Source organism: Georgenia halophila (assembly GCF_039541595.1).
On the sequence record NZ_BAABGN010000011.1, the window covers coordinates 317,269 to 337,715 of the forward strand.

Consider the following 20,447-nt stretch of genomic DNA (forward strand, 5'->3'; position numbering starts at 1 on the left):
GCGGTCGGCGATGTGGGCGCGGCGTTCTAACGTGGCGCCATGACGTCCTACTGCGCGCTGCTGCGCGGGATCAGCCCTGGCAACCCGAACATGCGCAACGACAAGTTGCGCGGGGTCTTCGAGCGGCTCGGGTTCTCCGGCGTCGCCACGGTGATCGCCAGCGGCAATGTCGTGTTCACTACCGATGACGATGACGATGACGATGACGATGACGACGACGTCGCCGAGCTCGAGGACCGGATCAAGGGTGCGCTCCAGGCGGATCTCGGCATCGGCGGCGGGACGATCGTCCGTAGCGGCGCCGAGCTCCAGGACCTGGTGGACCGCGCGCCGTTCGACGACCTGGAGCACGGCAGGGCGACGTATCTGACCGTCACGTTCCTCAGGCACCCGCTCGACCCGGTGCCCGAGCCGTTCCCAGAGCCGGACCAGCCGGAGGTCCGGCTGGTCGGCTACGACGCCGACGCGCGCGCCGTCCTCGCCGTCACCGACACGACGGCGGCGAAGACTCCGGACTTCATGTCGTGGCTCGAGAAGGCGTTCGGCAAGGACATGACCACCCGCACCTGGCTGACCGTCACGCGCATCCTGAAGAAACTGCCTGCCCCTGCCTGACCTGCGGGCCGTACCTGTCCGGCCTGACGCGCCGAGAGCGGAGACCTGTACCAGAAGCGGGCGTTCAAACAACCGCTCTTGGCGCAGGTGTCCGCTCTCGGCGAGGCGGGTCCGGCGAGGCGGGTCAGGCGAGGCGGGTCGGCGGCGGGTCGGCGGCGGGGCAGGAGGTGGTGTCAGAAGGTCGCGGTGTCCGGGTCGGCGCCGACGCGGGTCCCGTCGTCGAGCGAGTCGATCGCGGCCATCTCCGCCGCCGTCAGCTCGAAGCCGAACACGTCGAGGTTTTGCCTGGCGCGCTCCGCGCTGTTGGTCTTCGGGAAGACGATCAGGCCGTTCTGCAGGTGCCAGCGGATGACGACCTGGGCCGGGGTGACGCCGTGTGCCTCGGCGGGCGCCGCCACCTCGGGCAGGTCGAACAGCGGGTACTTGCCCTGGCCGAGCGGGCCCCACGACTCGATCGCGATCCCGTGCTCCCGCCCGAACGCCCGGTTCTCCCGCTGCGTGAACCGGGGGTGCAGCTCGACCTGGTTGATCGCCGGGACGGTCTCAGTCGCCCTGAAGAGGTCCTCGAGGTGGTGCGGCTGGAAGTTCGAGACGCCGATCGAGCGGGCTCGGCCCGACGCCTTGATCTCCTCCAGCGCCTGCCACGTCTCGACGTACCGGCCGCGGGTCGGGCTCGGCCAGTGGATGAGGTACAGGTCCACGTAGTCCAGCCCCAATTTTTCGAGCGAGCGCTCGAACGCAACCGGGGCCGACTCCTTGCCCTGGTCGTCGTTCCACAGCTTGGTGGTGATGAACAGCTCGTCGCGCGGGATGCCGGAGCCCGCGATGGCGCGGCCGACGCCCTCCTCGTTCTCGTACAGCGCCGCCGTGTCGATGTGGCGGTAACCCGCCTCCAGGGCACCGCCGACGATCCGCTCGCACTCGTCCGGCTCGACCAGGTAGACGCCGAAGCCGAGCTGGGGGATCGCGTTGCCGTCGTTGAGTTTGTTCGTGGGAACCGTCATGGCGCCGATGCTTTCACGGTGCCCCACCCTCGCGCCCGCCGGCGGCGCGGCGGCGACGCGGTGGTCGAATAGTCGTTGACAGGAATATTCCATACCGGGCATAGTCGTCGCGTGGAACCGATCATGGCTGCTCTTGCCTACCCGCGCCGCTGGCAGATCGTCGAGCTCCTTGCCGAGCGCCCCCGCTCCGTCGGCGAGCTGGCCGCGGTGACCGGGCTGCGTCAGCCGCAGACCACGAAGCACCTGCAGCACCTCGCCCGGGCCGGCCTGGTGACGGTGTACCCGCTAGCACAGCGCCGGGTCTACGCACTCGAGACCGCGCCGCTGGCCGACCTCTGTCACCGCCTGCACGAGCTGGTGGCGACGGCCGAGGAGAACAGCGGCGAACGAGACGTCGTCGAGCGGTACCGCGACGCCATCGCCGCCGAGACGACCGCCGCGGACCGTGAGCGTTGGGCTGACGAACGGACGTTCGCGTTCGACCGCGAGCTGGCCGCGCCCCGGGACATCGTCTGGCAGCACTGGACCGACCCTGCGCTGCTCGCCGCGTGGTGGGCCCCGCCGTCGATGGTGGTCTCGGACTGCGTGCTCGAGCCCACCCGCGGTGGCCGCGTCGTCCTCGAGTACCGCGACGCCGAAGGCCGCTACCGCGCTGAAGGCGTGGTCGACACCGCCGCAGAGCCGGAGCACCTCGCCTTCCGACTCGCACCCCTGAACGCGGCCGGAGACGTCACGTTCACCGGCCACTACGACGTGACGCTCCACGAGATCGGGCCGGGAACCCGCCTCGAGGTCCGTCTGCGGATCACGGACACCGCGCTCGAAGCGGTCCCCTACATCGCCGGCATCCAGACCGGCTGGAGGCAGGTGCTCGACAACCTCGCTCGCGCAGTCGTGCGCACCGACACAGCCACCGATGCACGTACCGACCAGAACACGACGAGCTGAAGGAGCCTTGCCATGAACGGATCGACCGGCCGCCGAGTCGTTACCAACATCAGCCTCACCCTCGACGGCTTCTACCACGGGCCGGGCGGACCCGGTGACCTGAGCGCGATCGTGCCGTACGCGGTGACCGAGACCGCTCGAGACCACCTGACACGGCTGTGGGAACCGGCGACGACGGTGCTGCTGGGGCGGGGCAACGCCGAGGGGTTCATGGGCTACTGGCCCGCCGTCGCCGACGACGAGAGCGCCGACCCCCGGGACCGCGGCTTCGCCAGGTGGCTGGTCGAGACGGAGAAGGTGGTGCTCTCGTCGACCCTCACCGAGGCGCCCTGGGAGCGCACCCGTGTGCGCAACGCCCCCGCCGCCGACGTGGTCGCCGAGCTCAGGAGCGAGGGGGACGGCGACATCCTGGTCGCCTCGAGCCCGAGCGTGATCACATCGCTGCTCGCCGCGGACGTCGTGGACCGGTTCAGTCTCATCATGTGCCCCGAGATCGTCGGTGGCGGGACGCGCCTGCTCGAGAACCGCCTGCCGGGGTCGAGATGGGCGCTCGCGCGCCACGAGGCCGGAGAACGCGGCGAGCTCAGCCTCGCCTACGACCGGGTTGGCTGAGGGCCGCCGTGCCTCACGGACAGGAGCGGTGTCAGACGTCCAGCTCGAGGAACCTCAGCAGCGGCTCGGTACCCTCGACCGTGACCGGCTCGCCCCGTACGAAGTCCTCCGGCGTGAGCACGAGGTCCTGCAGGACGGCGACCGTGCCCTGGCGGCTCAGTCGCCTCGTGCCGTTCGGTCGGTAGCCGACCTTCCGGCTGACCGCGAGCGAGGCGGGGTTGTCCTCGAACGCGCCCGAGGTGATCTCCTCGGCACCCAGCACGTCGAACGCGAACGCGCAGATCATCTGCCGCATTCGTGTCCCGATGCCGCGGCCCTGGTGCCGCATCGCCAACCACGAACCCGTCTCGCCGGTCCGGGTGATCTTGAAGTCCTTGCCACCGAAGCCCTGCATGCCGACCACCTCGCCGACCCGGCGCACCACGAGCTCCAGCGACGGCGACCCTGTGTCGAAGTTCGCCTTCAGGCCCGAGACGAACCGCAGGTAATTCGCCGGCAGCTCCTCCCGGGGCGCGGCCGTCCACGGGAAGTAGAACGGCATCGAGCCGATCGGGTGCACGCCGTCCAGAACGAGGTCGACCAGCTCGGGCACGTCGGCCTCGCGAACGGTCCGCATCTCGAGGTCACCGCACGTCACTCGCAGCGCGTAAGGCGGCCAGATCTCCTCCAGGGTGAGCATGCGGTGCAGTCCACCGCCTCCGCCGTCGTCCGGGCAACCGGATATGCCAAGCCGGAGCGGTTCCGTCCCCGCAGCAGGCGCGACAAGATGTGCGGGTGGCCATGTCGATGCGTCGCCACCACCGCGCGTACGCCGTCCGGGCGCACCTGCTCGAGATGTCCGGCCGGTTCGAGGCGGCGGCCGAGGACTACGCCCGCGCCGCGGCGCTGAGCACCTCCATCCCCGAGCAGCGCTATCTCAACCGTCGCGCGAGGAATGCTCCCGGCGCCCGTAATGCTGAGGAGGCGTGGAGACGGCGAGAGGCTCCCGGCGACTGCGCCGCGCGGCAGAGAACGGAGCAAGCAGGCATGAACGTCTTCATCATCGGCATCACCGGCGGCGTCGGAGGTCTGCTCGCGGAGAAGCTGCGCTCCCACGGAGACGCCGTCCACGGGCTCGTGCGCCGGGAGGACCAGCAGGCCGGGCTCGCAGCACAGGGCGTGGACGCACGCGTCGGCGATCTCGCCGGGATGACCGCGGAGGAGCTCGCGGCGGCGTTCGCCGGCAGCGACGCGATCGTCTACACCGCCGGGTCGAACGGTGGGAGCCGGGAGGTCACCACGGCGATCGACGGTGACGGGGTCGCGAAGGCGATCGAGGCCGCCCGCGTGGCCGGGGTCGACCGTCTCGCCCTGGTGTCCGTGCTCCCGGAGTCGTGGCGCGAGCACGACCTCGGCGAGGAGGTGGAGTACTACTTCGCCGTGAAGAAGGGAGCAGACATCGCGCTCACCCGCAGCGATCTGGACTGGCTGATCCTCCGCCCGTCGCTCCTGCTCGACGAACCCGGTTCCGGCACCATCTCGCTCGGACCGGCCGAGGCCCACGGCCAGATCTCCCGCGACGACGTCGCCGAGACGCTCGCCGAGCTGCTCCACGAGCCGGGCATCGGGCGGCAGATCCTCGAGCTCAACGCCGGATCCACGCCGGTCCGCGAGGCGGTCCGCGCGAACGTCCGCGGCCCTCTACCGTGACGCCGTGACCCGATTCCTCGAGGCCGGCGAGACCGCCGTCGCCGGCCGGCCACCCTTGTCCGACGCCGCCGAGTACGCATACGCCGCCGTCAGCCCGCCGGGAACGACGTTCGTCCACGTCGCCGGCGCATGCCCGCTCGACCCCGACGGCGCGACGACCCCGGTCGGTGACGTCGCCGGCCAGGCCGCGGTCGCCATGGCGAACCTCGAGCAGTCCCTCGCCGCTGCGGGCTGCGGCCTGCACGACGTCGTCAAGACGACGATCTACGTGGCCTCGTCCGCCCAGCCGGACCTCGTCGCGGCGTGGACCGTCGTGCGGGACACCTTCGCGCCGCACCGTCCGCCGGGCACGCTGCTCGGCGTCAGCGTGCTCGGCTACGACGATCAGCTGGTGGAGATCGACGCCGTCGCCGCCCGCGGCTGACGCCGCCTGCTGCTCGGCCGCTCGAACCTGCCGAACACGCGCACGAGGAGCGCGAGCACGAGGACGAACGCGCCGAACCAGGTCGGGCGGCTGGCCCACCAGTCGGCGCTCCACGGCTCGGGGAGCGTCACGTCGAGGGCCAGCAGCGCCACACCCACGACGGCGAACATCGCCGTCAGATGCCACAGGTAGATCGTCATCGAGTGGCGTGCGAGGGTGTGCACGACCGCCCTGCCCCTGCGGCGGGCGGCCCACCGGACGAGGGCCGTTCGGGCCAGCAGCACGGCGCAGACCTGCATCACGGCCTGGGCCACGATCGCCGCGGTCGGCGGGCCGAGATTGGAGATCGGGTCCCCGGGCATGCCGATCATGCTCGGCGGGTACGGCCCCTCGGCCACCAGCAGCGCCATCGCGGACAGCCCGGCGAGGGCACCGGCCAGGAGCCAGGTGGAGGCGTCGGCCGGGGCGCGCCGACCGGCCAGGCGGTCCGCCGCGTAGGCGATCCCGGCGAGGAACGGCACCGCCCACACGAGCACCAGGTTCGCCCAGGCGAGCTGTTCTGCGCCGGCGGCGAACCGCACGGCGTCGACCGCGAGCGGGAGTGTGAGGGCGGTGCCCATCGCGGCCCAGCGCCAACGCCGCCACGCTCGCAGGAACACCGGGGCGACGACGATCAGCGCGACCCACACGCCGAGGAACCACAGCAGCTGAGGGGCCATCCGGGCGATCCGCCACACGGCCGAGTCGGGAACGCCGAGCAGGAGGAGAACGGGGATCGCGACGGCCCAGGCCGCCACGAAGGCACCGACGGGGCGGGCGATCGCGCGGAGCCGCGTCCCCAGGGTGGCGAGCCACCGGCCGTCCGGCGTCGTCGCGAGCTGGTACGCCGCGGCCGCGCCGGCGGCGAAGAACAGCAGCGGCAGGACCTGCAGCACCCAGGTGAGCACCCAGGCGTACTCGTGGCCGAGGGCGTTGCCGATGTGGAGGGTCTCGCCGTACCAGGTGGCCTCCGGCATCAGCCAGTGCACGAGGACGACGCAGAGGGTGCCGAGCGCACGGGTGGTGTCGATGAAGACGTCGCGGCGGAGGTGGCGCCGACGTCGGGCCGGTGGTTCGGTAGGTCGCCCGCTGGTGCGCCTGTTGTCGGGACGCTCGATCGGCGCGGTGACGGGACGAGGGAGGACGTCTGGTCGGCGGGTGTCGGCAGGGCTGGTGTCGAGGTTGATGGCCACGACTTCAGTCTTCTGACCTGCGGCGATGCCCGGTATGGGTGCTTCCCCCGGTTCTCGGCGGCGTTTCCCCTAGGTGGGTGGAGGGCCGGCCACCGTGGTGTGCGGGGGTTGTCCCCCCGGAGGTGTCAGTCGCCGGCGCCGAGGTAGCGCAGCACGGCGCGCACACGGCGGTGGTCGGCGCCGTCCTGGGAGAGGTCGAGCTTGGTGAAGATGGCGGCCACGTTCTTCTCCACCGCTCCGTAGGAGAGGTACAGCCGCTCGGCGATCGCACCGTTGGACCGGCCCTCGGCCATGAGCCCGAGCACCTCGCGCTCCCGCGCCGTCAGGCGGCTCAGGCCGTCGTCCGCCTGCGAGGCACCGAGGAGCTGCGTGACGACATCGGGGTCGAGCACCGTCTGCCCGGACGCGACGCGGGCGAGGGCGTCCATGAAGTCCCGGACATCGGCCACCCGGTCCTTGAGGAGGTACCCCATGCCCTGGGCGTTGCCGGCGAGCAGGCGTGAGGCGTACCGGGTCTCGACGTACTGGGAGAAGAGCAGCACGCCCAGGCCCGGGTGGTCCTCACGCAGGGTGAGGGCAGCGCGCAGGCCCTCGTCGGTGTGCGTCGGCGGCATGCGGATGTCGGCGATGACGACGTCGGGCAGCGCGCCGTCCGCCGCGAGCCGGGTGATCTCGGCGAGCAGCGCGTCACCGTCGGCGACGGCGGCCACCACCTCGTGGCCGCGGCGGTTCAGCAGCGCGGCGAGCCCGTCGCGCAGCACGGCGGAGTCCTCCGCGAGCGCGACGCGCAGGGGCGGCGGCTGCTGTGCCGTGCTCCGGGAGGGTTCCGCCGGGGACTGCCGCGGGGGCTCGGTCACGGGCGGACGTTCTCCGGCAGGGTCACGGTGACCACGGTAGGCCCTCCGGCTGGGCTGGAGACGTCGAGCCTGCCGTCTACGGCGTGCACCCGCTCCGCCAGACCGGAGAGACCGGAGCGGTGACCTGAGCTCTCGGGCGGCGTGACGGCGGCACCGCCGCGTCCGTCGTCGCGCACCCGGACCCGGAGGTCGCCGTCGTGGCGCTCGACCAGGACGTAGACGCCGGAGGCGCGGGCGTGCTTGGCGGCGTTGGTGACCAGTTCGGCCACGCAGAAGTAGACGATCGACTCGACGGCGGGCGCGAGCCGTCCGCGGTCGGCGACCTCCGCGTCGACGTCCATGGTCACCGGCAGCGGCGAACGGGCGGCCAGCGTGTCGAGGGCGACGCCGAGACCGTCGTCGAGCACCGGCGGGTGGATGCCACGGGCGAGCTCGCGCAGCTCGACGAGCGCGTCCTTGGTCGAGGCGTGCGCGGTGCCGACGAGTTCGCTCACCTGGTCCGGGTCGGTGCCGGAGTCGAGGTGGTCCTTCGCCTCGCCGAGCTGCATGGCGACGGCGACGAGACGGGCCTGCGTGCCGTCGTGCAGGTCCCGCTCGATGCGGCGCAGGCGGGCGTCGGCGTCCTCGACGGCCCCGGCGCGGGACTGCTCGAGGTCGGCGACCCGGAGGCTCTCGCGCGTCGGGCCCAGCAGGCTCTGGCTCAGCAGCCCCGCCACCTGGGTGAACAGCCACGGGATCCACGGCCAGACGAAGAACAGCACGATGCCGATCCCCGCGAAGGCGAGCTGGCGAGCAGGGGTGTCGACGAACCAGTCGGGACCGAGCTGCGCGCCGCGGTGCCAGGACCCGTCGCCGGCCTGCTGCTCGGGAAGGTAGCGACCCCAGATCGAGTGCGTGACGGCGCCCAGGGAGGCGACCAGGACGGCGGTGCTCGTCACGAAGCCGACGACGCTCAGCGGGAACATCACGAACATGAAGAGCAGCGCGCGCCAGCCCGCGCTGTCACCGAGCATGGAGCCGAGGCCCCGCCAGAAGCCACGACCACGGCGGAACGGGGGGACCTCCGGGACGCGGTTCCCGAGGAATTTGCTCGCCATGCCGCGGTACGTCGTCGCCCATCCGCGGGCGCCGACGATCAGGGTGCCTCCGACGAACAGGCCGACGACCGTCACGGCGAGGCCGACGGTCAGGACCACGCTGACGAGGGCGTAGGCGAGGGCGAACGGAGCCATGAGCACCGCCACCCAGAGGTAGCCGTACCGCAGCCAGCTCCGGCGGTCGAAGGGAGCGCGGAGGAAGGCGGGACTGGCGGCCGGGTCGGCGACCGGCCGGGCGGGGGTGGTTGCGGCTGGCCCTGCGCGGTGCACGGCCGGTGTCATGGAGGTCATGGTCTCAAGTCTGGGCCGGGCGAGGCGTCCCTCCCAGGGTGGGTTCCGCCGTCGTGCGCGGGGGATGTCCCCCGTGCCCAGGATGGTCGGGCACCTCGTACCGACCCTCGGTCACGGCGGGACCATCGAACCTGTCTGCCAGGGCCTGCACGAGCTGACCGTCGTGCCCGGCGTCGTTGCTGCCGCCGCGGAGCCGGAGAGATTGGCAGCGCTACGACGGCGACGAGCCGTACGCCGGCCGGGACCCGCCCCGACCGCAGTGAGGGACCCACGACGCGAAGATCCTCGCGCGGGTCGAGCGGTACGTCGCCGGGATCCAGGTCGGCGACCGACAATTCGTCGCGCTCCCCGCCGGGGCTCGTCTCAGGCCTGGTGGACGACGGCGTAGGGCGCGAGATCGACGGCGCCGAGCGGCGTCCCGATCGACCGGTGCTCGGGCGTGACGTTCGCGGCAAGGACATGCACCGTGCCGTCGACCTCGGCGGCCAGCGCGGCGACCCCGTGCGGGTCCAGCGGGGCGTCGACCAGAGGCGCACCGGCGAGGCCGTGCAGCAGCCGCACAGCCTCGGCGACCGGGTACTCGCCGTCCACATCCCCCAGGCCTCGCGGCCCGGAGGTCTCGAAGTAGGTGACCGCCGCCACGCCGGGTACGCACAGCGCCGCGGCGCTGGCCACCGTCCATGCCGCCAGGGCGGGGCCGGCCTGGCGGGGGTCTGTCGCAGTCGGCAGAAGCCCAGGCCCGTACCCGTCGGTGACGTCGTCCCCGGGGGGCTCGGCCTGTGCGCTGGTGGCGACGGCGTTGAGCCGCGGCCGCAGCGTGACCGGGCCGACGTCCACCGGTCGGCCGCCGGCGATGCGGACGGCGTTTTCGGCGACGACCCGCTGCATCGCGAGCGACTCGACGAGCTGCGACCGTTCCCGGGCGTGCATCTGCGGCGTGATGCTGAACGACAGCGCGGGCAGGTCTGCGGGCAGCCGGTGATGTTCCCGGTTGAGCTCGGTGAAGTGCGTGCGCGCGCCACCGACGCGAGGAATCTGGGCGCCATGGCGGGTGAGCGCTGTCGTCAGCGCCTCCCACAGCTCTGGCTCGGTCATGTGCGAGGTGGCGTCGAAGACCCCGATCCGCGTCACAGAGTGCTTCAGCGCCGCGATGACGGCCTCCTCGACCTCCTCGGTACCGGCGGCGACGAGCCGTACGTCCAGTGGCCGCCTGCCGGCCTCGCGGGCGGCCCGGGCCAGCGCCGCCGGCCACCGGCGGCCGCGCAGGTCGAGCTCGACCAGCAGCGCCGCGGCGTCGGGCGCGGGGCGCAGGTGCCGCTCGGCCGCGGTCGACGCGCCTACCTGGATCTTCGGCACCCTCGCACGGGCCGACTGCACGCGCATCGGTCCGGGCGCCGGCGCGGCCTCGGCCACCACCCGGCTCGCCAGGCGCACGCTCTGCCGGACGGTCTCGCCCTCGCGCACCAGGACCGGGAACGGCAGGTCGAGCGGCGTCGAGTAGGTCTTGAACGAGGCGTCGGTCCAGTTGCGCTGGTCCTCCATCTCGAACACGTCGCCGGAGAACGCCAGTTCGCTCGCGACGCCGTCGTGGGTCCAGCGCATCCGCGCCACGTCCCGTGCCGGCTGGTGCGGGGCGACCTGGGTGGGAAAGCTGGTGACCGTCCCGTCGCCGTCGGTCGCGACCACCTCCAGCCGCTCGCCGGAGACCTCGGGCGGGTGCAGCACAACGAGCCCGATGCGGTTGCGCCAGAAGCCCGACCGCGACCGCACCTCCGTCTCGAACACGAGCACGTCCGCCTCGGCCCGGACGACCAGGTCGGCGTCGAGCGCGGCACCGAAGCCCTCCAGCGCCAGCCGGACCCGCAGTGCCGAGCCGTCCGCGTCGACGTCCCGCACCTCGGCCGGGACGGTGTTCCAGTCCCGGTCCCGGGCCACAAGCCGCACCATGCGCAGCACCAGGCGGCCGGCGTGGCGTACGTCAGCGATCTCGTCGCCGCGGCGCTCGAACGACCACTCGCCCGCCGCCCACGGCGCCGGCACCGGCTCGGCGAGGCCCCAGGCCCGGTCCGCGACCTCGTGCGGCGTGTTCACAGCGTCATGCCCGGTCACAGCGTCGTCATCCCGCCGTTGACCTCGAACAGCGCGCCCGTCGCGAAGGCCGACTCCTCGCTGGCGAGATAGACCATGACCCCTTCGACGTCGGCCGGCGAGCCGGCGCGACCCATCGGGATCCGCCCGACGATCGCGGCCCGCTCGGTCTCGTTCTCCGTCAGCGTCCGCACCAGGGGCGTCTCCGTGTAGGCGGGGACGACGCAGTTGGCCCGGATGCCGTCGCCCGTGTACGCCGCGGCGACCGTTCGGGTCATCCCGTGGATCCCGGCCTTGGACGTGCTGTAGGCGGTGAAGTCGTTGCCCTCGCCGCGCATCCCGGTCGGGCTGCCGGTGAGGATCAGCGAACCGCCACCGAGGCGCAGCATCCCGCGGACGGCGTGCTTGACCGTGAGGAACGTGCCGGTGAGGTTGACGTCGATCGTCCGGCGCCAGACGTCCAGATCGAGGTCGGCGATCTTCGCGTCCTGGCCGAAGAGCTGCACGCCGGCGTTCGCCACGACGACGTCCGGAGTCCACCCGTCGGCCTCCAGCTCGGCGAACGTACCCGCGACGGCGGTCTCGTCCGAGATGTCGACACCGACGGCACGGGCCTCGCCCGCGGCGGCCTCCGCGGCCGCCGCGGCGGTGTCGCCGTCGCGGTCCGCGTAGACCACACGGGCGCCCTCTCGCGCGTACCGATCGGCCACAGCCCGCCCGATCCCCGCGGCGGCGCCGGTCACCAACGCCGTCCTCCCGTTCAACCGCACAGCTACCTCCTTCGATGAGCCGTCGCCGGCGTCAACCCTTGGTCGCCCCGGCGGTCAGGCCTCCGACGATGAACTTCTGCAGAAACATGTACAGCACCAGGATCGGTACCACGGCGATCAGGATGCCGGCGGCAAGGCCGGTGTGATTCGTCGCGAACTGGCCCTGGAAGTTCAGCAGACCCAGCGGGATCGTCTGGTTCTCCTGCGAGCTCAGCAGAGACAACGCGAGGAAGAGCTCGTTCCAGGTCGCGACGGCGTCGAGGATCGCCACCGTCAGCAGTGCCGGGACGGAGAGCGGCAGCACGATCCGGAAGAAGATCCGCAGGTCACCGGCGCCGTCGACGCGGGCCGCTTCCAGCAGCTCGTCCGGGACGCGGCGGAAGAAGGCGTGCAGGATCAACACCTGGAGCGGTAGCCCGAAGGCCACGTACGGTCCGACGATCCCCGGGATGCTGTCTGTGAGCCCGACCCCGCGAAGCATCGTGAAGAGCGGCACGATCGAGATGTAGATCGGCACGCTCACGCCGATCACGACGAAGAAGAGCGTGACGCCCTTCAGCCGGATCCGCAGCTTGGCCAGCGCGTAGGCCAGCAGCGCCGCCAGCAGCACGCCCAGCGGCACCTTGATGACCAGCAGGAACAGACTGTTCGTGTACGAGGTGCCGAAGTTCCCGACGTCCCACGCCTCGGGGAAGTTCGACGATGTGAAGGTCTCGGGCCAGGAGATCGGTCCGTTGCTCAGGAAGTCCGACAACGGGCGGACGGCCGAGAGGACCAGCAAGACCAGGGGCGAGATCCACACCAGCCCGGCGACCAGGATGCCGCCGGTGAGCAGGATCGACCGAAGTCGCTTCATGAGTTCCTCACCTGGGATCGCACGTAGGGGGTCCCGACGGCGACCGCGACGACGGTGATGACGACGGCGATCGCGGTGCCGTACCCAGCCTCGAAGTACTGGAAGACGTTGGCGTACATCCACGTCCCCATCACCTGCGTGGCATAACCCGGGCCGCCGTACGTCATCGCGTAGACGAGGTCGAAGACCTTGAGCGACTCGATGAGCGAGAGGGCAAGGACCACGAAGTGGGTGTCCTTGAGGCTGGGGAAGGTCACCTGCGTGAAGCGCTGCCACCTGCTCGCGCCGTCGAGCGCCGCGGCCTCGTAGAGCTCCTCGGGGATGCTCTGCAGCGCGGCCAGGTACAGCAGCATGGGGAATCCGGTGCGCACCCACACGGCGGGGACCATGACCGCCCAGATCGCCGTCGAGTCCTGACCGAGCCAGCTCTGTGCCAGGCCGCCGAGGCCGACCAGGTCCAGTGCCTCGTTGATGGCGCCGTCGGTCGGCTCGTACAGCCAGGCCCAGATCGACGCGATGGACACCAGGGGGAGCACCGCGGGGGCGTAGAAGATCGTCCGGAAGAATGCGGAGCTCCGGGACTTCCGGTTCAAGACCACTGCGAGCGTGAGCCCGAGGATCATCGGGAACGCGATCGTGACGACTGTCCACAGCAGGTTGTTTGAGGCAGCCGTCGCGACGACTGGGTCGTCCATCATCCTGCGGTAGTTCGCCAGACCGATGAAGCTCTGCTCGTTCGAGAGCCCGTCCCAATTCGTCAGGCTGATCCAGAACGCCTGCAGGGCCGGCCAGACCAGGAACAGGACGTAGAACGCCAGTCCGGGCAGGACGAATCCCCACGGCACCACCGATCGGCGCGTTTGTGAGCGCGCCCTCGTTGCCTCCGCCGTCATCGCGACCTCCGCCACTCGCTCACGATGCGCTGCATCTCGCGAGCGGCTTCCTTGCCAGACATCTGGGACTGAAGGACCTGGCTCTGGACCGCGAAGTACTGGTCGGACACCGCCTTGGGAAAGGCCTGGTCCTGGATCGTGTAGATCTCGCTGTGGGTGCGGATCTCAGCCCACTTGGCGCTCAGCGGGAACGTCTCGGGGTCAGGCGGCGCAGCCAGCGTCGCCGACTGGGAGTTGCCCAGTGCGCTTTGGGTCTCGGGCTGGATCAGGAAGTCGAGAAGCTCGGCAGCGGTGTCCGGGACGCCGGAGGCCGACGAGATCATGTACCCCTCGATGAACCCGGAGTGCCGGACGTTCTCGTGCCCGGTCGGTAGCAGGAAGGTGCCGAACTCCGACGGCGGCCGGTTCGAGGGGATGATGTACTGCGCCTCGATCCACGGCCCGCTGAACGTGTAGGCGCTGGTGCCCTGGACGAAGCTCCGCTCGGCGTCCGGGGGCGCCACGCCGAGCGCGCCGTTCGTGATCCAGCGGCGGTCGTTCCACTTCTGGAACAGGTCGAACGACTCGACGACGGCGGGCTGGTCCCAGGAGGCTTCGCCGCGCAGGAGCTCGTCGTGCAGCTCAGGCCCTGCCGTGACCTCCAGGAGGTACTCGTAGAGCCGCATGATGTGCCATCCGTACTTGCCTCCGAAGCCTCCCGGGGTCACGCCGCTCGAGAGGAGCCTCTCGTTGACGGTCTCGAGCTCGTCGTAGGTGGTCGGGATGTCGGCGCCGGCCTCGTCGAAGGCCACGGCGTCGAACCAGGCGCCGAGGGAGGAGACGTTCAGGGGCACGCCGTGCAGCTCGCCGCCGAACGTCATGCCCTGGATCCCGGCAGAGTTCAGCATGTTGTGCCAGCCGTACTGCTCGTAGTAGTTCTCGAGCGGCGTGGTCAGCCCTGCCTCGACGAACGGGGCGCCGATCTGGCCGCCCCAGATCTGCCAGACGTCGGGCGACTGCCCGCCCAGGATCCGCGTCCGCAGCTTGTCCGGGAACTGCGCGGCACCGGAGCCGGGCACCGTGCTCATCGTTGTTCGATGGCCGGTCTGTTCGCGGAAGCGCGCGAGCTGCTCACGCAGCCGGGCGGCGGTCTCGACGTCGTCGTAGGTGAGCATCGTCAGGCCGCCCGCCGGGTCGGTCGTGCCGATGCCCATCGCGCAGGCGGACGTCGTCCCGGTCGCGGTCAGCGCCGCGGCCAGCCCCAGAAGTCGCCGCCGGCTCAGCGTGCCGGCGATCGGTGCGGACCCGTGCGTCACTGCCGCTCCTGGTGTGCGGCGAAGCGCCGCAGCTTCGCGAAGAAGTCCTCCAGCAGGTACCTGGTGTCGAGCTGCTCGTAGACGCGGACGGTGTGCTTGCCTCCCGGGAGATACCCGCCCTCGCTGCTGAACGTGGGCGCGGCGACCGGGCGGTAGATGCCGGCGGCGGGGTTCAGCATCAGCCCGATGGCGGGGGAGTCGCCGAGCGCACGGTGCTCGATGGGTTGTGCGACCCACGTCGCGTTCCACTCGTGGAGCTGGTCCACGAGGTACCTGCCCAGCGGGCCGCACGGGGCCACCTTCTCGTCGAGCTCGGCGTACCCGACGGCGGTCCGGACGTAGGTCGACCACGGCACCTGCCAGAGGTCGATCCCCGAGCGGAAGACGACGTTGGCCGCCGCGACGTCGTTGGACAGATTGAATTCCGGCCACTTCTCCGGCTCGTAGTCGCCGTACGGAGGCCCGCCGATCCAGATGACCGTCACGTCGGCGTCGGCGATCGACGGCTCCATGAGCAGGGCGGAGGCCATGTCGGTCAGCGGCCCGAGGAAGGCGACGAGGAGCGGGCCCTCGTCCTTCTTCGCCTCGTCGATGATGAGCTCGGCACCGGCGGACGGTGCCGCCGTCTGCTCGTCCGGGATCGGGCCCTCGGCGCCGTTCTCGACCCGGACGTTCATCGACAGGTGACCGAGCAGCAGGTCGATCTCCTTCCGGCTGTCCAGCATGGAGGTCGAGGACCGGGAGTCACCGAAGTGGGCCGCGATCAGCCCCCGGACGTCGAGCGTCTCGGAGAGCAGGGCATGCACGATGGCGAACTGATCATCGGCCTCGTTCTTCGCGTCGGTGTTGATGAGGACTCGTCGGGTCGGCTGCCTGGCGTTCATTCGTGGGGCCTTTCGTCGGTGCGGTTCTGGACAAGACTCGTCGCGGCGGATGCCCTCGCCGGCGCGCATGACGACGCTGGCGTCGTGCGCTCTCGCAGCTCGGACCGAACCGGGCGCCGTGTCCGGGGACGTCCTGCGAGAAAGCAGGGCCCGAGTCGCTTCGATGGCGGGCGGGGCGGGTGCGGTCGTCCGTCGGGGATGCACGTCATCGTCGTCCTCCACAGCATCGTTGCGTGCTATCAACCGGTTGACCAAATAGGTTATCGGTAACCTAGTGGCACGCCGTCGTGGCTGGCAAGAGCCCGCCGCTATTCGATGACCGACCGTGATCCCGAGGAGAGCCCGATGCGCCGAGCGCGACCGAGCATGACCGACGTCGGCCGCGCCGCACAGGTCTCCGCGCAGACGGTGTCGCGCTACTTCACCGGGCAGGGGTACGTCAGTGCCGCGACCAGGGCGCGGATCGCCGCGGCCGTCGACGAGCTCGGCTACCACCCCAACGCCTCGGCGCGGTCGTTCCGTTCGCAGCGTTCGTCGATCGTCGGCGTACTGACCATGGGGTCGCTGGAGTTCGGCAGCATCGACATCCTCACCGGGCTGGGCCGCTCGGCGCGCACGCACGGATATACGCTCGCGATCACTCAGATCGAGGTCGGGTTCGAGCCCACGGGGTGGGAAGACGAAGCCGGGCGCGCTCTCGCGCACTTCGTGTCGATGCCGGCGGACGGCGTGATCATCCTGTCGCCGATCACCGGCGTGGAGGACGTCGTCTCCGAGGTCACGGGGGAGACGCCCGTCGTCGTCGTGTCGGAGCGCCCCAGGGAGACGGCCGGATCCGTCGGTGCGCACTCGTACACGGCAGGAGTTGCGGCCACGCGACACCTGATCGAGCTGGGTCACCGGGAGATCGCCCACGTCGCCGGGCCGGCAACACGGAACGAGGCGCACGAGCGTGAGCGCGGCTACCGCGCGGCGATGGCCGGCGCAGGTCTGGACCCGATCGTGATCGCCGGTGCCTCCGACTGGAGCGCGGTGTCCGGTTATGCGGCCGCCGACCATCTCGGCGACGTCACGGGGGTGTTCGCCGTCAACGACGAGATCGCGCTCGGGGTCATGAGCGCGATGGCCCAGCGGGGCAGGATGGCGCCGCGCGACTACTCGATCGTCGGTGTGGACGACATGCCGTCGGCGGCGTACTTCTCGCCACCCCTGACCACGATGCGGCTCGACTTCTTGACGCTCGGAGCGCGAGCGTTCGACGTCCTCGCCGACCGGATCGAGGGGACCAGCAGATCGTCGGATGCGCCGCTCGAGCCGGCGCTGATCGTGCGGGCGTCGACCGGCTCACCGCGCGGCGCCTGACGGCCCGGCACCGCGCGGGAGCTGTCGTCACGCCGACGAGAGCTCGACGTCGGCTACACGGCGAAAAGCCTCGGTGGACCTTCGGGACGGATCGTGCGCCGACCTGCTACGCCGTGATCAGGTCTCGCCGCCGGAACGCCGCAGCCGCCGCGGCGATCAGCACCGCGGCGGCGGCCGTGAGGACCGCCACGGCCCCCCACGAGATGTCCTCCAGCGGGTGCTGACCGATGTGCGCGAACGGGGACAGGTCCAGGGCGGCCTCCGGCATGTCGAGCGTGCCGCCGAAGAAGCTCATGAACGCGCCGTAGGCGAAGAGCAGCCAGACGAGTCCGACCAGTCGTGGCACGGCCCCGTAGAGGACGACGGCGACGGCGAGCAGGAGCCAGACCGCCGGAGTGTGCGCGACGTGCCCCAGCAGGACCGGCCAGAACAGGTCACCCCGGCCGGTCGCCACCGCGGCCCCCGTGGCATCGCCCAGCCCTGCCAGGAACAGCAGCCACAGCGCCCCGAGCGCCGTGACGGACGTCCACGAGAGCAGCCACGCCGGGCGCCCCACCGCGGTGGCCAGCACGGGCTCGGTGTGCAGGGAGTACTCCTCCCCGCGCAGCGCCTGCACGGACAGGATCGCGAAGACGGCGATGACGATCGCGTACATCAGACCCATGAGCCCCATGTACCCGTTGAGCAGGTTCACCTCCCCGCCCATCATCTCGAGCATGATGTCCGGGGCGTCGTCGAACCCCTCGACCATCAGCTGGCCGAAAGCGCCGTAGGTGACGCCGGTGACCACCATGACGATCGACCACCCGATGAGGGAGGACCGCTGCAGCCGGAACGCCAGGCCCAGCGGGCTGCCGAGCCACCCGGCGGCGCGCGGTGAGCCCCCGCGTGCGGCGATGAGCCCGGCGCCGAGGTCCCGGCGGGACTCCAGCCAGTAGGCCGACGCGGCGAGGGCTGCGGCGAACAGCAGCGAGAGGCCGAGCGGCCACCAGCGGTCCTCCACGAAGGCGGCGACCTGCTGCGACCAGCCGATCGGCGACAGCCAGGACAGCCAGGCCAGGGGCCCGTCCTGCAGGCGTGACATGTCGCCGAGCCCGCGTAGCACGTAGGCCAGCCCGAGCACGGCCCCGGCCATCCCGGAGGCGGCCCGGGAGAACGGGGAGAGCTGTGCCGTCACGGCGGCCACACCGGCGAACGCGATGCTGCAGGCCGCCACGGCCATGGCGAAGAGGAACGCCGAGCTCATGGGTTCCGGCTCCATGGCGGAGAACGCGAGGGCCACGCCCATCAGCACGCCGGTCACCAGGCTCAGCAGGACCGCCATGGTCAGCGCGGCGGTCAGCTGGGCGTGCCGTCCGACGACGCTCGCCCGGATCAGCTCGGCGCGGCCGGACTGCTCCTCCACCCGGGTGTGGCGGGACACCGTGAGGATGCCCATCAGCGCGCCGAAGAGGAGCAGGTACAGGCCGTACAGGTCGACCATGAACCGCGGCAGGGTGATCGCGTCGAACCCGAAGCCCGGGCCGCCGAGGAGCGCCATGAACGGGCTCGCGCCGACGCCGGCCACGAAGCCCTCGAGCGCCTCCTGGGTCCACACCTCGGGCAGCAGGTTCCCGAAGTACGCCATCATCAGCGTCATGCCCAGCGCCCAGGCGGGGAACCGGATGCGGTCGCGGCGCAGCATGAACCGCAGCAGCGTCCCGGTCCCCGTCAGCGACGAGGTGCGCTTCTCGGCGCCCGCCGTGGTGCGCGGCGCCGTCGTCGTCGCGGCGCTCACCGCTCGCTCCCGGTCAGCTCGTCGCCGTAGTGGCGCAGCAACAGCTGCTCGAGGGTCGGCGGGGTGGCCGTGATCGAGCGGATGCCACGGGCGGACAGCTCGCGCATGACGGCGCCCAGCTCGCCGCCGTCGACGTCGAAGTGCACCTGCTCGCCCTCCTCGTGGAGGTTGTGCACGCCCGCCATGCCCGCCAGGCCGTTCACCGGCCGGTCGGTGACGGCGCTGACCGCGGTGCGGGTCAGATGGCGCAGCTCACTCAGCGAGCCGGACTCCACGATGCGGCCCTGCCGGATGATCGAGATCCGGTCGGCCAGGACCTCGACCTGGGCCAGGATGTGGCTGGAGAGCAGCACCGTGCGGCCGTCCGCCTTGGCCTCGTGGATGCACTCCTGGAACACGGCCTCCATCAGCGGGTCCAGGCCGGCGGTCGGCTCGTCCAGGAGCAACAGCTCGACGTCGCTGGCGAGCGCCGAGATCAGGGCGACCTTCTGCCGGTTGCCCTTGGAGTAGGTCCGGCCCTTCTTCGTGGGGTCGAGGTCGAACCGCTCGCACAGCTCGTCGCGCCGGGCCGTGTTCACACCTCCGCGCAGGCGGGCGAACAGGTCGATCGCCTCGCCCCCGGTGAGGTTGGGCCAGAGCTCGACGTCGCCCGGGACGTACGCGAGGTGGCGGTGCAGGGCGACGGCATCCGTCCAGGGTTCGCCACCGAGCATGCTGACCGCCCCGCCGTCGGCACGCAGGATGCCGAGGAGGATGCGGATCGTGGTGGACTTGCCGGCGCCGTTCGGGCCGAGGAAACCATGCACCTCGCCGGGAGCGACCTGCAGGTCCAGGCCGTCGAGGGCGGTCACGGTACCGAAGCGCTTGGTGACACCGGCGATGTCGATCGCGGGCGAGGTGGTGGAGCTGGGCGGCGTCGTGGACTTTGTCGTTGTGGTCATGGTCGGCCTTCCGTAGCAGGGGAAGTCGCGGGAGTCGGTGAACGAGGGCGCGCGGGGATGCGGTAGGTGCGCGTGGAAGCCGCACGTGCCGAGAGCAGACGGGCGGTGGGCGGACGGGTCGGGGAGCGCGTGGACCGTCAGGCGGAGCGCTCCTCCGACTCCGGCGGATCGCTCATGTACAGGAGGTACTCGTCCAGGATCGTGCCGTCGGTCAGGAAGCCCTCGGTGAAGATCTCGAGGGCGGGCAGTGCCATGTCCGCCATGGTCCGGGCCCAGAAGTCACGGTCCAGCGAGGCGAGATCCCGTTCCTCGCGCATCACGGCCAGCATCATCCCGCCGACGGAGGCGCCGACGAGGTAACGAACCCGGGCCTCCTCGTCGCGGCTGGGCACGAGCTTTCCCGCGGCGACGGCTTCCCGGACGTACTCGACCGCGTCGCTGACCATGTGCTCGATCAGGTGGCGGGCGACCTCGCCGCCCGTCATGAAGCTGCGCATCATGTACAGGAAGACCGGCTGGAACTCGTCCAGGAGGGCCATCTGGGACATGAAGGCGCCGCCGAGATCGTCAGCGGTCATCGTCTCGCGCTTGTTGTCGCGGATGAAGGCGAGGACGTGCTCGTCGCACGCCTCGTGGAGCTTCTCCTTCGAGCCGTACTGCTTCACGATCGTGGCCGCGCTCACGCCGGCGTCGGCGCCGATCGCACGGAGGCTGGCGTCGAACCCGTCACGACCGAAGCGCTCGATCGCGGCGTTGCGGATCCGGGCCCTCGTCGTGAGTTCTGCCGGCCGTGGTGAACGCATGTTTACGAG

20 protein-coding genes are annotated in these 20,447 nt (G+C 71.1%); 6 read left to right on the forward strand and 14 right to left on the reverse strand.

Going from position 1 to position 20,447, the window contains the following annotated elements; all coding sequences use genetic code 11:
- Nucleotides 1-39: 39 nt before the first annotated feature.
- The gene (locus ABD907_RS13145; RefSeq protein WP_345216709.1) at nucleotides 40-615 is read left to right on the forward strand and encodes a DUF1697 domain-containing protein; all 576 of its coding nucleotides are present in this window, start codon (nucleotides 40-42) and stop codon (nucleotides 613-615) included.
- A gap of 173 nt (nucleotides 616-788) precedes the next feature.
- Here ABD907_RS13145 and ABD907_RS13150 read toward each other — a convergent pair whose 3' ends face one another.
- Nucleotides 789-1,619: an aldo/keto reductase gene (locus ABD907_RS13150; protein WP_345216710.1), complete on the reverse strand. Its 831-nt coding sequence runs from the start codon at nucleotides 1,617-1,619 to the stop codon at nucleotides 789-791.
- Between the two features lie 111 nt (nucleotides 1,620-1,730).
- Between ABD907_RS13150 and ABD907_RS13155 the strand changes: the two genes are divergently transcribed.
- Nucleotides 1,731-2,567, forward strand: coding sequence for a metalloregulator ArsR/SmtB family transcription factor (locus tag ABD907_RS13155; RefSeq protein WP_486334090.1), 837 nt, complete (start codon nucleotides 1,731-1,733; stop codon nucleotides 2,565-2,567).
- Nucleotides 2,568-2,579: 12 nt separating this feature from the next.
- Nucleotides 2,580-3,179, forward strand: coding sequence for a dihydrofolate reductase family protein (locus ABD907_RS13160; RefSeq protein WP_345216712.1), 600 nt, complete (start codon nucleotides 2,580-2,582; stop codon nucleotides 3,177-3,179).
- Nucleotides 3,180-3,210: 31 nt separating this feature from the next.
- On the opposite strand, the gene ABD907_RS13165 is transcribed toward ABD907_RS13160, so the two are convergent.
- Complete coding sequence (locus tag ABD907_RS13165) at nucleotides 3,211-3,858, reverse strand: GNAT family N-acetyltransferase (RefSeq protein WP_345216713.1); 648 nt, start codon at nucleotides 3,856-3,858, stop codon at nucleotides 3,211-3,213.
- 101 nt (nucleotides 3,859-3,959) lie between these two features.
- On the opposite strand from ABD907_RS13165, the gene ABD907_RS13170 reads away from it, so the two are divergent.
- A complete protein-coding gene (locus ABD907_RS13170) occupies nucleotides 3,960-4,868 on the forward strand; it encodes an NAD(P)H-binding protein (protein WP_345216867.1) in 909 nt (302 codons plus the stop codon).
- Between the two features lie 55 nt (nucleotides 4,869-4,923).
- Nucleotides 4,924-5,292 carry a RidA family protein gene (locus ABD907_RS13175; RefSeq protein WP_486334101.1) on the forward strand — a complete coding sequence of 123 codons (369 nt, stop codon included), beginning with the start codon at nucleotides 4,924-4,926 and terminating at the stop codon, nucleotides 5,290-5,292.
- Here the strand turns inward: ABD907_RS13175 and ABD907_RS13180 are convergent.
- The 9 genes from ABD907_RS13180 to ABD907_RS13220 form a co-directional block, all read right to left on the reverse strand.
- The gene (locus tag ABD907_RS13180; RefSeq protein ID WP_345216715.1) at nucleotides 5,253-6,524 is read right to left on the reverse strand and encodes an acyltransferase family protein; all 1,272 of its coding nucleotides are present in this window, start codon (nucleotides 6,522-6,524) and stop codon (nucleotides 5,253-5,255) included. The genes ABD907_RS13175 and ABD907_RS13180 overlap by 40 nt on opposite strands.
- A gap of 125 nt (nucleotides 6,525-6,649) precedes the next feature.
- Nucleotides 6,650-7,315: a response regulator gene (locus ABD907_RS13185; protein ID WP_345216868.1), complete on the reverse strand. Its 666-nt coding sequence runs from the start codon at nucleotides 7,313-7,315 to the stop codon at nucleotides 6,650-6,652.
- A gap of 62 nt (nucleotides 7,316-7,377) precedes the next feature.
- Nucleotides 7,378-8,769, reverse strand: coding sequence for a sensor histidine kinase (locus tag ABD907_RS13190; RefSeq protein WP_345216716.1), 1,392 nt, complete (start codon nucleotides 8,767-8,769; stop codon nucleotides 7,378-7,380).
- A gap of 363 nt (nucleotides 8,770-9,132) precedes the next feature.
- Nucleotides 9,133-10,860: a D-apionate lactonase family protein gene (locus ABD907_RS13195; RefSeq protein ID WP_345216717.1), complete on the reverse strand. Its 1,728-nt coding sequence runs from the start codon at nucleotides 10,858-10,860 to the stop codon at nucleotides 9,133-9,135.
- Between the two features lie 14 nt (nucleotides 10,861-10,874).
- On the reverse strand, nucleotides 10,875-11,627 hold the full coding sequence (locus tag ABD907_RS13200; protein ID WP_345216718.1) for an SDR family NAD(P)-dependent oxidoreductase: 753 nt from the start codon (nucleotides 11,625-11,627) through the stop codon (nucleotides 10,875-10,877).
- Between the two features lie 31 nt (nucleotides 11,628-11,658).
- Nucleotides 11,659-12,483: a carbohydrate ABC transporter permease gene (locus tag ABD907_RS13205; RefSeq protein WP_345216719.1), complete on the reverse strand. Its 825-nt coding sequence runs from the start codon at nucleotides 12,481-12,483 to the stop codon at nucleotides 11,659-11,661.
- Nucleotides 12,480-13,328 carry a carbohydrate ABC transporter permease gene (locus ABD907_RS13210; RefSeq protein WP_345216720.1) on the reverse strand — a complete coding sequence of 283 codons (849 nt, stop codon included), beginning with the start codon at nucleotides 13,326-13,328 and terminating at the stop codon, nucleotides 12,480-12,482. Before ABD907_RS13210 ends, ABD907_RS13205 begins: the two co-directional genes overlap by 4 nt.
- 44 nt (nucleotides 13,329-13,372) lie before the next feature.
- Nucleotides 13,373-14,671: an ABC transporter substrate-binding protein gene (locus ABD907_RS13215; RefSeq protein ID WP_345216721.1), complete on the reverse strand. Its 1,299-nt coding sequence runs from the start codon at nucleotides 14,669-14,671 to the stop codon at nucleotides 13,373-13,375.
- Entirely contained in the window at nucleotides 14,668-15,555 is an 888-nt protein-coding gene (locus tag ABD907_RS13220) for a nucleoside hydrolase (RefSeq protein WP_345216722.1), read from the reverse strand. The genes ABD907_RS13215 and ABD907_RS13220 overlap by 4 nt, the downstream gene beginning before the upstream one ends.
- A gap of 345 nt (nucleotides 15,556-15,900) precedes the next feature.
- On the opposite strand from ABD907_RS13220, the gene ABD907_RS13225 reads away from it, so the two are divergent.
- A complete protein-coding gene (locus ABD907_RS13225) occupies nucleotides 15,901-16,917 on the forward strand; it encodes a LacI family DNA-binding transcriptional regulator (RefSeq protein WP_345216723.1) in 1,017 nt (338 codons plus the stop codon).
- Nucleotides 16,918-17,023: 106 nt separating this feature from the next.
- Here ABD907_RS13225 and ABD907_RS13230 read toward each other — a convergent pair whose 3' ends face one another.
- The 3 genes from ABD907_RS13230 to ABD907_RS13240 form a co-directional block, all read right to left on the reverse strand.
- On the reverse strand, nucleotides 17,024-18,601 hold the full coding sequence (locus ABD907_RS13230; protein WP_486334102.1) for an ABC transporter permease: 1,578 nt from the start codon (nucleotides 18,599-18,601) through the stop codon (nucleotides 17,024-17,026).
- An 89-nt stretch (nucleotides 18,602-18,690) separates the two neighbouring features.
- Nucleotides 18,691-19,635 (reverse strand): ABC transporter ATP-binding protein, encoded by a 945-nt coding sequence (locus ABD907_RS13235; RefSeq protein WP_345216725.1) that lies wholly within the window; start codon nucleotides 19,633-19,635, stop codon nucleotides 18,691-18,693.
- Nucleotides 19,636-19,772: 137 nt separating this feature from the next.
- Nucleotides 19,773-20,438, reverse strand: coding sequence for a TetR/AcrR family transcriptional regulator (locus ABD907_RS13240; protein WP_345216726.1), 666 nt, complete (start codon nucleotides 20,436-20,438; stop codon nucleotides 19,773-19,775).
- Nucleotides 20,439-20,447 lie beyond the last annotated feature (9 nt).

Coding starts and splice junctions, on each gene's coding strand:
- ABD907_RS13145 (WP_345216709.1), top strand. CDS start 40: ATGACGTCCTACTGCGCGCTGCTGCGCGGGATCAGCCCTGGCAACCCG.
- ABD907_RS13150 (WP_345216710.1), bottom strand. CDS start 1,619: ATGACGGTTCCCACGAACAAACTCAACGACGGCAACGCGATCCCCCAG.
- ABD907_RS13160 (WP_345216712.1), top strand. CDS start 2,580: ATGAACGGATCGACCGGCCGCCGAGTCGTTACCAACATCAGCCTCACC.
- ABD907_RS13165 (WP_345216713.1), bottom strand. CDS start 3,858: ATGCTCACCCTGGAGGAGATCTGGCCGCCTTACGCGCTGCGAGTGACG.
- ABD907_RS13170 (WP_345216867.1), top strand. CDS start 3,960: ATGTCGATGCGTCGCCACCACCGCGCGTACGCCGTCCGGGCGCACCTG.
- ABD907_RS13190 (WP_345216716.1), bottom strand. CDS start 8,769: ATGACCTCCATGACACCGGCCGTGCACCGCGCAGGGCCAGCCGCAACC.
- ABD907_RS13205 (WP_345216719.1), bottom strand. CDS start 12,483: ATGAAGCGACTTCGGTCGATCCTGCTCACCGGCGGCATCCTGGTCGCC.
- ABD907_RS13220 (WP_345216722.1), bottom strand. CDS start 15,555: ATGAACGCCAGGCAGCCGACCCGACGAGTCCTCATCAACACCGACGCG.
- ABD907_RS13225 (WP_345216723.1), top strand. CDS start 15,901: ATGCGCCGAGCGCGACCGAGCATGACCGACGTCGGCCGCGCCGCACAG.
- ABD907_RS13230 (WP_486334102.1), bottom strand. CDS start 18,601: ATGCTGCGCCGCGACCGCATCCGGTTCCCCGCCTGGGCGCTGGGCATG.
- ABD907_RS13235 (WP_345216725.1), bottom strand. CDS start 19,635: ATGACCACAACGACAAAGTCCACGACGCCGCCCAGCTCCACCACCTCG.
- ABD907_RS13240 (WP_345216726.1), bottom strand. CDS start 20,438: ATGCGTTCACCACGGCCGGCAGAACTCACGACGAGGGCCCGGATCCGC.